The following is an 11,032-nucleotide window of genomic DNA, read 5'->3' as shown; positions in this document are numbered from 1 at the left end:
GCGTTTGGCGCGGGGCATGTCATTGCCCGCCTGGTCGGCAGCCGCCATGTTGATCGTGATGATGTCAGGCCGATGGTGGTCGGCATCATGCTGGTCGAGGCGCTGGGCCTGGCCCTGATCTGGCTTGCGCCGGGACCGGCATGGGCCGTGGCGGGCAGCTTCCTGACGGGGCTGGGGTTTTCGCTGACCTATCCGCTGCTGGGGCTGCCGGTACTGCGGCAGGCACCACCTGCCGCGGCCGGGTCGGCCATCGGGCTGTTTGATGTTTTCTTTGATATTGCGGCAGGTATCGGCGCGGTGCTGTCCGGCGTGCTGTCCGGCATGGCGGGGCCACGCAGCCCCTTTGTCATGGCCATGGTGGCGGCGCTAGCAGGGTGCGTGGTCATGCTGGCGCGGCCGCAGGGCATGAAGGGGGATAAACGTGATCCATGATGACCGGGATGGAACAGGGCTGTCCGTGCTGGCCCAGACCGCCTGCGCTGCCTGTGGCGGTTACGAAACGGGTTCAGGTTGCGTGGCTGCGGGCCTGATTGCGGAACTGTTCCGGTCTGGCGCTGTTGATGGGCCTGTCATGGACGTACCATGCTGTTCCACCCGGCGCATGGCGGGGGATGGGGCTGCCAGCCGCCCCATATCAGAACCGCCGGCACAGGGGCCGGCGGCATGGGGTTGGATGTGTATGGAAAAAGGCGGAATATTCAGGCCGCCTTCATGACCTCGGTCAGTTTTTCGAGGACTTCGGTCGGTTCCTTGCCTTCCAGCACGGCCACCTCGGCCACGAAGCGTTCCTGTGCCGCCTCGAACAGCTTGCGTTCGCTGAAGCTGCCATCCAGGCTGTCCACGTTGCGGCGCAGGTCACGCAGCACTTCTGCAATCTGTACCAGATCGCCGGAATTGATCTTTTCCTGATAGGCGACCGCGCGGCGTGCCCACATGCCACGGCTGACATGCGGCTTGCCCTTGATGATGGCCATCGCCTTGTCCACGATTTCCCTTGATACGATCTTGCGCAGGCCCGACTTGCGCGCCTTGGACAGCGGGATGCGCAGCGTCATCTGGTTGCCGGGAAAGGAGATCTGGATCATTTCCAGCTTGGTGCCGGCGATTTCGTCAACGCCAATCCGGTCAACGCGGCCAACGCCATGCGCTGCATACACGATGGCGTCGCCCTCACGGAATGGATCTTCGTCTTTTACGGCCTTGCTGGACTTTGCTTCGGCTGCCGTGGCAGCTGCGGCCGTCCGTGCCATTGCATCGGTCACAGTGCCCTTCTGGGTGGTTCTGAACATGCTCATGCCACCCATATAGCATAAATCCGCCCTTCTGTCTTGATTCCTTCATATGCCATCGGGCAGGGTGAACCATCAGGCGCTGCGCATCATGCCTGTATGCCGCGCACGGGGGGCAGCGGCGGCGGCGCGGGCAGGCCGCAGGACTGCATCAGGTCGATTTCGATCGTGCGGGAAATGGTCAGCATCGGCATGCCATGCGGTGTCGCGCTGAAGGGGTCCTGCAGGTCGTTGCCGATCTTGTCCAGTGCGACGAACAGCAGTCCCACCAGCGATGACCCAAGCGGCGTGATCCACCCCAGCGTCTGCACCATCGACAGCGGCAGGATGATGCAGAACACCACCGCCACCACTTTCGGCAGGACCGAAAACTGGATGGCCAGCGGCGTGTTGCGGATACGTTCCAGCCCGCCCTGCGCGTTGCTCATGTCCGACAGGATGCGGTCGATCTGTCCCTGCAATGCGCCGTCAATGCCCAGCCTGCGTGATTCCGCGTCCACCCGCAGCCCGATTTCAAACAGGATGGCGGCGGGGATGTTCACCTTGCCCGCGATCCCGGCCTTCATGGAATCGGGCAGCAGGCGCATGATGTCGTCCGTCGCATCCAGCCGCCCCAGCGCGCCGCGCAGGGCATAGGGATAGGCCGCCATGGCACGGGCAAGGTCGGGGCACCCGCGCAGGATCGTGCCCGCCTGCCGGGCGAAGGACCGGCTGTTGTTGGTCACCGCCCCCCACAGGGTGCGCCCTTCCCACCAGCGGTTATAGGCGGTGTTGTTGCGGAAGCTCATGAACAGTACCAGCGCGGAACCGATCAGCGATATGGGCAGGGTGGGCTGTTCCATCCATTCCTGGTGGAAGATCTGGAACATCACCACCACCACCACGTCCCACGCGCACAGGAAAACCAGCGACAGCACGCTTTCGCGAAGCAGGATCCACAAACCAATTCTACGATCAATGACCATGCAGGCATCCCGGTATATCTGGTGAAAATACGGGTATCCGTTTCCGGCTCCCCTTCGCCGCTTATCACATTGCGTGGTGGTTGCGGGACCGCACATGGGCGGGTGGCATGTTTTGTCACTGAAAATATCGTCACCCCTGCATGGGCGGCGTAACATTGACGCCGGTGCCGATGATGCCCTTAATCGTTGCGAAACAGGGGCGCGCCCATGGGGACGCCCCACGCATCAAAGGAAAGACCGGGTTCATGGACGTAAGGGCAGCCGTTGCCTTCGAGGCAGGTAAACCACTTGAAATCGAGACCGTGCAGCTGGAAGGCCCACGCGCGGGTGAGGTGCTGGTCGAGATCAAGGCGACGGGCCTGTGCCATACTGACAAATTCACCCTGTCCGGCGCCGATCCGGAGGGACTGTTCCCCGCCATCCTTGGCCATGAAGGGGCCGGTGTGGTGGTGGAAGTCGGCGCGGGTGTGAAGCACCTGAAGCCCGGCGACCATGTCATCCCGCTCTACACCCCCGAATGCCGGGAATGTAAGTCCTGCCTGTCGCGCAAGACCAACCTGTGCACGGCCATCCGTTCAACGCAGGGCAAGGGCGTGATGCCCGACGGCACGTCGCGCTTTTCATTCAAGGGGCAGCCGATCCACCACTACATGGGCTGCTCCACCTTCGCCAACTACACGGTGCTGCCCGAAATCGCGCTGGCCAAGATCCGGCCCGACGCCCCGTTTGACAAGGTATTCTACATCGGCTGCGGTGTGACCACCGGCATCGGGGCCGTGCTGTTCACCGCCAAGGTCGAGACCGGCAGCACGGTGGCCGTGTTCGGACTGGGCGGGATCGGGCTGAATGTCATCCAGGGTGCGAAAATGGTCGGGGCCGAACGGATCATTGGCGTCGACATCAATCCCGAGCGTGAAGCCATTGCCCGCAAATTCGGCATGACCGATTTCATCAACCCGAAGGATCTCGGCCCCAATGGCGACCTGGTCGGCCATATCGTGGAACTGACCGGCGGTGGCGTGGATTATTCCTTTGAATGCGTCGGCAACCCGACCCTCATGCGGCAGGCACTGGAATGCGCGCATCGCGGGTGGGGGGTATCCACCATCATCGGCGTTGCGGGGGCCGGTCAGGAAATCAGCACGCGGCCGTTCCAGCTTGTGACGGGGCGGCGGTGGATCGGCTCGGCCTTTGGTGGGGCGCGTGGCCGCACCGACGTGCCGCGCATCGTGGACTGGTTCATGGAAAACCGCATCGACATCGACAGCCTGATTACCCACAGGCTGCCGCTGGAGCGCATCAACGAAGGCTTTGACATGATGGCGAAGGGCGAGAGCATCCGCACGGTTGTCGAGTTCTGATCCATGGGCAGCATCACGACGCTTGAGGAACATGCGAGCTGTGGCGGGCGGATCGGCTTTTATAGCCACCCGTCCGAAAGCCTGGGGCTGGAGGCGCGCTTTGGCGTGTTCCTGCCCGAACGCGCGCTGGCGGGGGAGCGCGTGCCCGTGGTGCACGTGCTGGCTGGCCTGACCTGCACGCAGGAAACCTTCCTGATCAAGTCCAACGCCGTGCGTTTCGCGGCTCATCATGGCATCGCGCTGGTGGCGCCTGATACCTCGCCACGGGGGGCGGGTGTCGCGGGGGAAGGTGACGCTTATGTCCTTGGCACGGGGTCGGGTTTCTATCTTGACGCGACAACGCCTGCATGGCGCGCGCATTACCGCATGGGTACCTATGTCAGCCACGAACTGCCCGAACTGACACAGGACGTGTTTGCCATTGATGGCGCGCGGCGTGGCATCATGGGCCATTCCATGGGCGGGCATGGCGCGCTGGTCCATGCCCTGCGCGCGCCGGATGCATGGAAATCGGTTTCGGCGTTTGCCCCGATCTGCCATCCCGCCGTCGTCCCGTGGGGGGAGAAGGCATTTTCCACCTATCTTGGCCCCGATCGCGCCACATGGGCACGCCATGATGCAACGCTGCTGCTGGAAGCGGGTCATACCCACCCCACTGGAATCCTGGTGGATCAGGGGGAAGCCGACCAGTTCCTGCATGACCAGCTGAAACCCGAACTGCTGGCGGCGGCGGCCGGTGCGGCTGGGCAGGCCTTACGCCTGCGCATGCACCCGCGCTACGACCATTCCTACTGGTTCATCCAGTCATTTATTGCCGATCATATCGACCATCACGCCGGGATCCTTAACGCGGTGTGATCTTGGGGAAAGCAGATCTGGCGTGCTGGTGCATGGCGATATGCGCTGGCCGCCCTGCTTGTCGGGGCAGCATCCCTGATAAAAACAGAAGTTTTTGGTGAAGCTTTTTTCAAAAATCTTCAGGAAAACGCCGCCTGTTTGAAAAAAAGCCGGCACCCAAAAATTTCTACTGTTTTCAAATCGTCTTCAGGAACGGCAACGGGGGCATATCGCGGTCGCCGGTGTCCGGTCAGTCACCCATCAGGTGCAGCACGATTTCGCGCCGGTGCGGGCGGGCACGGTGTTCAAACAGGTAAAGTCCCTGCCACATGCCCAGAACCGGACGGCCATCGGCCACCGGAATGGAAAGCTGTGTATTGGTCAGCATGGCGCGCAGGTGGGCGGGCATGTCATCCGGGCCTTCATCATCATGGATGTAGCGCCCCGGCTGTTCGGGTACGAGGGTTTCGAAATACCGTTCGATATCCGTGCGCACCGTAGGATCAGCATTTTCCTGCACCACCAGCGATGCGGAGGTATGGCGGCACCATAGCGTCAGCAGACCGGTCTCAATCCCGCTCTGCCCCACCCAGTCCAGCACGGGCCGGTCGATGGGGACCAGTCCCTTGCCCCGGGTCGTAACCTGCAGGGTGTGCAGTTCCTGCCGCATGGCGCCACCTTTCGTGCTTACTTCAGGAAGCCGATCAGGGTTTCCGCTTCCGATACAATGGGTTCGGCAATGGTGCGCGCCCGGTTCGCGCCATTGCGCAGCGTGTCGCACAGGAAACCGGGTTCCTTCAGCAGCCGTCCGGTTTCTTCGGCAATCGGGGCAATCGCCGCCACCAACACGTCGGTCAGCGCCGTCTTGAACGGTCCGAAACCCTGACCGCCAAACTGCGCCAGCACATCGGCCACCGTACGACCGGACAGTGTGGCGTAGATGGTAACCAGATTGCGTGCCTCGGGCCGGTTTTCAAGGCCGGATTCCTCAGATGGCAGGGGTTCGGAATCGGTCTTGGCGCGCTTGATCTTGTTGGCAATGGCGTCGGCGTCATCCGTCATCTCGATCCGGCTCTGGGCGGAGGGATCGGATTTGGACATTTTCTTGGTACCGTCACGCAGGCTCATCACGCGGGCACCCTGCGGCGGGATCAGGGCTTCGACCTGCGGGAAGAATTCGGTCCCGTAATCGTGGTTGAATTTCTGCGCTATGTCGTTGGTCAGTTCCAGGTGCTGCTTCTGGTCATCGCCCACCGGCACGACCGTGGCCTTGTATGCCATGATGTCGGCGGCCATGAGGTCAGGATAGACATACAGGCCGGCGGAATGCTTTTCCCGGTCCTTGCCCGCCTTGTCCTTGAACTGCGTCATGCGGTTGAGCCAGCCAATGCGCGCGACACAGTTGAAAATCCACCCCAGGCGCGCATGGGCGCTGACAGCGGACTGGTTGAACAGGATATGTTTGTGCACATCAATGCCCGACGCCAGCAGGACCGCCGTCTGTGCCAGGGTCTGCTGGCGCAGCACTGCGGGATCCTGCCATGTGGTGATGGCGTGCATGTCCACCAGGCAGAAGATACATTCATGATCACGCTGCAGCGCAACCCAGTTGCGTATTGCACCAAGGTAATTGCCAAGCTGCGGGATACCGGTCGGCTGAATGCCGGAAAATAGGCGTTGCATGAAGGTATTTTCCGTTTTTTTGCCCGTGCAGGTCAAGGTGCCGGGGGGTCAGGGCAGGGGATGGATGGCGTCAAGGCGGCGGCGTTCTTCCGCCGCCATGGTGGTGGTCAGCGGGTGGGCGCGTTCTGCCGCCACTTCCTCGGGCGTGAAGACCGGAATGGGGCGGGTGTCGCCACGGGTCGCCAGATAGCTGAGGATGGAGGCGATTTCCGCATCCGACAGATGGGCGCGGAACGGCGGCATGGAGAAGTTGTAGCGCACGCCATCAATCTGCAGCGGGCCATTCAGCCCGTTCAGCAGCACATGCATGAGGTACTGCTTGCCTTCCGGTGTCGCGGCGATTTTATCCACCCGACCGGACACGGGCGGGATCTCGCCCTTCATCCCTTCGCCGCCATGGTGGCAGATGCCGCAGTTGGTGCGGTAACGCGCGTACCCTTCCTGCCCATGGCGCGTGCACGCCGCCAGCAGCACAACGGTGGCCACCATGCAGCCCCCGCGCAGTACGGACGCCATGCGCCCGGTTCCAATACCCATGTCGGTCGTCCGGTTTCCTGTCCCGTTATGTCATGAAAAAAGGGCCATTCACCCGGCTGGGGTGAATGGCCCTGCATGCCTTAATGGCCGCCGGGGGAAACGCCCAGAAGCTGTATCTTGAAGATCAGCGGGCTGTCAGGCTGGATGATGCCCATGGATTTATGCCCGTAACCCAGTTCGGGCGGCACGTACAGCATCCATGTATCGCCTACATGCATCATGGGCACGGCTTCCTGCCAGCCCTTGATCACCATTTCCAGCGGCATCTGCATGTACGCGCCATGCCCGTGCTGGTCGGAACTGTCAAAGATGCCGCCATCGGGCAGGCGGCCTTCGTATATGACCATCACGCTGTCATTGATGGTGGGCTGCGCGCCGTCTTTCGGCCCGGATTTCAGGACCTTGTAGGCCAGTCCGTCCGGCAGGGTCTTGACGCCGGGCTGCTTGCGTACGTTGTCCATGAACTGTGCCGGGGTCAGTTCCGGCTGGTCATCCTTGTTTCCCCCGCATGCCGCAAGCGGCAGCGCCACCGCTGTGGCAAGGAGAAGGGGAATGACACGGGAAAAGCGTTTCATGACACCTCGGCAGGTTGTTGGAATGAACACGAAGGACCGGATGGGCGATTACAGCGCGCCGCCACGACGGCCGATCTTGGCCCCCAGGCGCAGCCGCAGCGCATTCAGGTTGATGAAGCCCTGCGCGTCGGCCTGGTTGTATGCGCCCTCGTCATCCTCGAAGGTGACGACGCGGGTGTCGTACAGGCTGTTGGGGCTTTCACGGCCCACGCAGATCACGTTACCCTTGTACAGCTTCAACCGCACGCGGCCGGTCACCGAATGCTGGCTCTGGTCAATCAGGGCCTGCAGCATGCGGCGCTCGGGGGAGAACCACAGCCCGTTATAGATGATCTCGGCATAACGCGGCATCAGGCTGTCCTTGAGGTGCATGGCCTCGCGGTCAAGGGTGATGCTTTCGATGCTGCGATGCGCGGTCAGCAGGATCGTGCCGCCCGGCGTTTCATAAATGCCGCGCGACTTCATGCCGACAAAGCGGTTTTCCACCAGGTCAAGACGACCGATGCCGTTGTCACGGCCCAGTTCGTTCAGGCGCGTCAGCAGCGTTGCGGGCGACATGGCCACGCCATTGATTGCCACCGGGTCGCCCGATACGAAATCGATGGTGATTTCGGTCGCCTTGTCCGGTGCGGCTTCGGGGGAAATGGTGCGCTGGAACACGATTTCCTCGGGGCCTACCGCCGGGTCTTCCAGCAGCTTGCCTTCCGAGGAGGAATGCAGCAGGTTCGCATCGACCGAGAACGGGGCTTCCCCGCGCTTGTCCTTTGCAATGGGGATCTGGTGTTCCTCGGCAAAGGCCAGCAGGCGCGTGCGCGATGTCAGGTCCCATTCACGCCACGGCGCGATCACGGTGATGTCGGGCTTGAGCGCGTAATAGGCCAGTTCGAAACGGACCTGGTCGTTGCCCTTGCCGGTTGCGCCATGGGCCACGGCGTCGGCGCCGACCTGTTCGGCGATCTCGATCTGGCGCTGGGCGATCAGGGGGCGGGCGATGGATGTGCCCAGCAGGTACTGTCCCTCATACAGCGCGTTGGCGCGGAACATGGGGAAGACGAAATCCTTGACGAAGGTTTCGCGCAGGTCCTCGACAAAGATTTCCTTCACGCCAAACATTTCGGCCTTGCGGCGGGCGGGTTCCAGTTCCTCGCCCTGGCCAAGGTCGGCCGTGAAGGTCACGACTTCGCAGTTGTAGGTGGTCTGCAACCAGCGCAGAATCACGGAAGTATCAAGACCGCCCGAATATGCGAGAACGACCTTTTTGACATCCCTGGCGGCCATGGGAGAACGCTCCTGTCGAGAAAACTTTGGACAACATTTTGCCGGGTGAACCGGCGGCATGTCCTCCTAGCATCCCACGGCGCGGGCGACCAGAAGATAAGGCCGGATTTTTATGCTCCGGCAGGGTCCGGCGTGGCGTCCGTCCGCTCCGCGCGGCGCAGGCGCTGGCTTTCGGTGCGCAACTGCCCGCACGCAGCCAGGATGTCGCGCCCGCGCGGCATGCGGATGGGGGAGGCAAAGCCCGCATCCATCACGATTTTCGCGAAACGGTCCAGCTGTTCACGCGTGGATGGCCGGTAGCTGCTGCCCGGCCATGGGTTGAACGGGATCAGGTTGACCTTGGCCGGGATGCCCGAAATCAGGCGCACCAGTTCACGTGCGTCGGCCTCGCTGTCGTTGACGCCACGCAGCATGATGTATTCGAACGTGATGCGCCGCGCATTGCTGGCGGCGGGGTAGCGGCGGCAGGCGGCAATGACTTCCCTGATCGGGTATTTGCGGTTCAGCGGTACGATCTCGTCACGCAGGTCGTCGCGCACGGCATGCAGTGACACGGCCAGGTTGATACCCAGCTCCGCCCCGCACTGGTCCATCATTGGCACCACGCCCGACGTGGACAGCGTGATGCGCCGGCGCGACAGGCCAATGCCCTCGCCATCCATGATGATGCGCATGGCCTTGGCCACGTTGTCATAATTGTACAGCGGCTCGCCCATGCCCATCAGCACGATGGTGGACAGCAGGCGCGGGGTGTCGCCCTTCGGGCTGGGCCATTCGCCATAGCTGTCGCGCGCCGCCATGAACTGGCCTACGATTTCCGCGGCGCCAAGGTTGCGCACCAGCGCCTGCGTGCCGGTATGGCAGAAGGTGCATGACAGTGTGCAGCCCACCTGTGAGGAAATGCACACAGCCCCCCGGTCTTCCTGCCGGTCGGGGATGTACACGGTCTCGGCTTCCTGCCCATCACGGAAACGGAACAGGAATTTGCGCGTGGAATCCTGCGATGTCTGCTCGGTCACCACGCCGGGGCGGCCGACGACAAAGCGTTCGGCCAGCTTTTCCTGCAGCGGACGGGCGATGGAACTCATGCGCGAGAAATCGGTCGCGCCCTGATGGTAGATCCAGTGCCACAGCTGCTTGGTGCGGAATGGCTTTTCACCAATCTCCACCATGATGTCCGTCAGTTCCTCACGCGACAGGCCCACAAGGTCGCGCCTGCCATCGGGCAGGGCGGCGGCAGGGGGAGCGAACTGCGCGGATTTTGCACGGATGCGCGTGCGTTCCTCGTCATTCAGAAGCGAGGCCGCCGTCCCGTCGCGTGACCGGGAAGGTGAGGGTGCAGGGGCTGCGGACATACCGGTGCTGCCTATGTTCGTCGTGTCATTTCAGAAAGGGGAAGGGCGTTGATGGCCGCTCTTTCGTGCCTGTGTAGCACAGGCGGGGCAGGGGATGCGACTGTCGATCAGCCGTCCTTGCGGGCCGCGATCAGGAATTCCCGGTTGCCTTCCGGCCCGGTGATGGGGCTGGGGTCGATGCCCAGCACGGTCCAGCCCGGCAGGCCCGACCACCATTCATGGATCATCTGGCACACGGCTTCATGCACGGCCGGGTCGCGCACGACGCCCTTGGCGCCCACCGCGTCGCGTCCGGCCTCGAACTGTGGTTTTATCAGCGCAATGGCCCATGCCTCCGGCACGCACAGGTCCAGCCCCGCGGGCAGGACAGTGCGCAGGCCGATGAAACTGGCGTCACAGACCAGCGCCTGTATCGGGTCGGGAATGATGGTGGTGTCCAGCGCGCGGGCGTTGCATTTTTCCAGCACGACCACCTGTTCGGTATTGCTGCGTAGTTTCCAGGCCAGTTGCCCATGGCCGACATCGACGGCATAGACCTTTGCCGCCCCTTCATGCAGCAGCACATCGGTAAAGCCACCGGTTGACGCGCCAACATCCAGGCAGGTCAGGCCCGCGGGCGACAGGCCGAAGTGCTTCAGCCCGTGCGCCAGCTTGATCCCGCCACGTGACACCCATGGGTGGTCCTGTCCCTTCAGGGTCAGGGGCATGTCCTCGGCAATCTGCTCCCCGGCCTTGTCAATGCGCCGGTCGGGCGTGTGGACCAGACCGGCCATGATAAGCGCCTGCGCACGGGTGCGGCTTTCCACCATGCCCCGGTCCACCAGCATCTGATCGACGCGACGTTTTGCCATGCGCGGTGCCTGTTCCCCTGTGCGCTCAGGCCATCTGGCGCGAATGCGGCACGCCCAGGGCGGACAGCGCGGTGGCGACAATGGCGGGCGCATCCAGCCCGGCCTCATGGTACTGTGCGGCCTGCGTGTTGTGGTCGATGAAGCGGTCGGGCAGGGTCATGGGGCGGAAGCGCACGCGGTCCAGCAGGCCGGTTTTGGCCAGATGGGTCATGACATAGCTGCCAAATCCGCCAACCGATCCTTCCTCGATCGTGATCAGCACGGCGTGGTTGCGCGCAAGCTGTTCGACCAGCGCGGTGTC

13 protein-coding genes are annotated in these 11,032 nt (G+C 62.8%); 3 read left to right on the top strand and 10 right to left on the bottom strand.

The annotated features are described in order from the left end of the window. A partial coding sequence (locus F1542_RS05420) for an MFS transporter (protein ID WP_193732142.1) occupies positions 1-432 on the top strand: 432 nt, incomplete at its 5' end. Between the two features lie 266 nt (positions 433-698). Here the strand turns inward: F1542_RS05420 and F1542_RS05415 are convergent. Then, positions 699-1,295: a CarD family transcriptional regulator gene (locus F1542_RS05415; RefSeq protein ID WP_026018640.1), complete on the bottom strand. Its 597-nt coding sequence runs from the start codon at positions 1,293-1,295 to the stop codon at positions 699-701. A gap of 83 nt (positions 1,296-1,378) precedes the next feature. After that, positions 1,379-2,254: a bestrophin family protein gene (locus F1542_RS05410; RefSeq protein WP_193732141.1), complete on the bottom strand. Its 876-nt coding sequence runs from the start codon at positions 2,252-2,254 to the stop codon at positions 1,379-1,381. A 245-nt stretch (positions 2,255-2,499) separates the two neighbouring features. Here F1542_RS05410 and F1542_RS05405 point away from each other — a divergent pair, with 245 nt between their 5' ends. Together F1542_RS05405 and fghA are read left to right on the top strand one after the other, a co-directional pair. Then, positions 2,500-3,615 carry an S-(hydroxymethyl)glutathione dehydrogenase/class III alcohol dehydrogenase gene (locus F1542_RS05405; RefSeq protein ID WP_026018638.1) on the top strand — a complete coding sequence of 372 codons (1,116 nt, stop codon included), beginning with the start codon at positions 2,500-2,502 and terminating at the stop codon, positions 3,613-3,615. Positions 3,616-3,618: 3 nt separating this feature from the next. Next, positions 3,619-4,473 carry an S-formylglutathione hydrolase gene (gene fghA / locus F1542_RS05400; RefSeq protein WP_193732140.1) on the top strand — a complete coding sequence of 285 codons (855 nt, stop codon included), beginning with the start codon at positions 3,619-3,621 and terminating at the stop codon, positions 4,471-4,473. Between the two features lie 229 nt (positions 4,474-4,702). Here the strand turns inward: fghA and F1542_RS05395 are convergent, their stop codons facing one another. The 8 genes from F1542_RS05395 to F1542_RS05360 all read right to left on the bottom strand — a co-directional run. After that, entirely contained in the window at positions 4,703-5,122 is a 420-nt protein-coding gene (locus F1542_RS05395; RefSeq protein WP_019085950.1) for a secondary thiamine-phosphate synthase enzyme YjbQ, read from the bottom strand. Between the two features lie 17 nt (positions 5,123-5,139). Then, positions 5,140-6,135, bottom strand: a complete 996-nt coding sequence (gene trpS / locus F1542_RS05390) for a tryptophan--tRNA ligase (protein WP_193732139.1) — start codon at positions 6,133-6,135, stop codon at positions 5,140-5,142. A gap of 48 nt (positions 6,136-6,183) precedes the next feature. Beyond that, positions 6,184-6,672, bottom strand: coding sequence for a cytochrome c (locus tag F1542_RS05385; protein WP_193732138.1), 489 nt, complete (start codon positions 6,670-6,672; stop codon positions 6,184-6,186). 80 nt (positions 6,673-6,752) lie between these two features. Beyond that, entirely contained in the window at positions 6,753-7,247 is a 495-nt protein-coding gene (locus F1542_RS05380; protein ID WP_193732137.1) for an FKBP-type peptidyl-prolyl cis-trans isomerase, read from the bottom strand. 48 nt (positions 7,248-7,295) lie between these two features. Continuing rightward, complete coding sequence (locus F1542_RS05375; RefSeq protein WP_007400432.1) at positions 7,296-8,525, bottom strand: argininosuccinate synthase; 1,230 nt, start codon at positions 8,523-8,525, stop codon at positions 7,296-7,298. A gap of 110 nt (positions 8,526-8,635) precedes the next feature. Continuing rightward, entirely contained in the window at positions 8,636-9,880 is a 1,245-nt protein-coding gene (rlmN, locus tag F1542_RS05370) for a 23S rRNA (adenine(2503)-C(2))-methyltransferase RlmN (RefSeq protein ID WP_193732136.1), read from the bottom strand. Positions 9,881-9,987: 107 nt separating this feature from the next. Beyond that, positions 9,988-10,731: a TlyA family RNA methyltransferase gene (locus F1542_RS05365; RefSeq protein ID WP_193732135.1), complete on the bottom strand. Its 744-nt coding sequence runs from the start codon at positions 10,729-10,731 to the stop codon at positions 9,988-9,990. 25 nt (positions 10,732-10,756) lie between these two features. After that, the coding region (locus F1542_RS05360; protein ID WP_275944685.1) for a transketolase C-terminal domain-containing protein at positions 10,757-11,032 on the bottom strand (276 nt) is incomplete at its 5' end.

Origin of the sequence: Komagataeibacter sp. FXV3, assembly GCF_015155755.1 — a bacterium.
Taxonomy (GTDB): Bacteria; Pseudomonadota; Alphaproteobacteria; order Acetobacterales; family Acetobacteraceae; genus Komagataeibacter.
The sequence above is the reverse complement of the archived record's forward strand: the minus strand, read 5'-3'. Positions and strand labels throughout refer to the sequence as shown.

Coding starts and splice junctions, on each gene's coding strand:
- F1542_RS05385 (WP_193732138.1), bottom strand. CDS start 6,672: ATGGGTATTGGAACCGGGCGCATGGCGTCCGTACTGCGCGGGGGCTGC.
- F1542_RS05380 (WP_193732137.1), bottom strand. CDS start 7,247: ATGAAACGCTTTTCCCGTGTCATTCCCCTTCTCCTTGCCACAGCGGTG.
- F1542_RS05415 (WP_026018640.1), bottom strand. CDS start 1,295: ATGAGCATGTTCAGAACCACCCAGAAGGGCACTGTGACCGATGCAATG.
- F1542_RS05395 (WP_019085950.1), bottom strand. CDS start 5,122: ATGCGGCAGGAACTGCACACCCTGCAGGTTACGACCCGGGGCAAGGGA.
- F1542_RS05375 (WP_007400432.1), bottom strand. CDS start 8,525: ATGGCCGCCAGGGATGTCAAAAAGGTCGTTCTCGCATATTCGGGCGGT.
- rlmN (WP_193732136.1), bottom strand. CDS start 9,880: ATGTCCGCAGCCCCTGCACCCTCACCTTCCCGGTCACGCGACGGGACG.
- fghA (WP_193732140.1), top strand. CDS start 3,619: ATGGGCAGCATCACGACGCTTGAGGAACATGCGAGCTGTGGCGGGCGG.
- F1542_RS05365 (WP_193732135.1), bottom strand. CDS start 10,731: ATGGCAAAACGTCGCGTCGATCAGATGCTGGTGGACCGGGGCATGGTG.
- trpS (WP_193732139.1), bottom strand. CDS start 6,135: ATGCAACGCCTATTTTCCGGCATTCAGCCGACCGGTATCCCGCAGCTT.
- F1542_RS05405 (WP_026018638.1), top strand. CDS start 2,500: ATGGACGTAAGGGCAGCCGTTGCCTTCGAGGCAGGTAAACCACTTGAA.
- F1542_RS05410 (WP_193732141.1), bottom strand. CDS start 2,254: ATGGTCATTGATCGTAGAATTGGTTTGTGGATCCTGCTTCGCGAAAGC.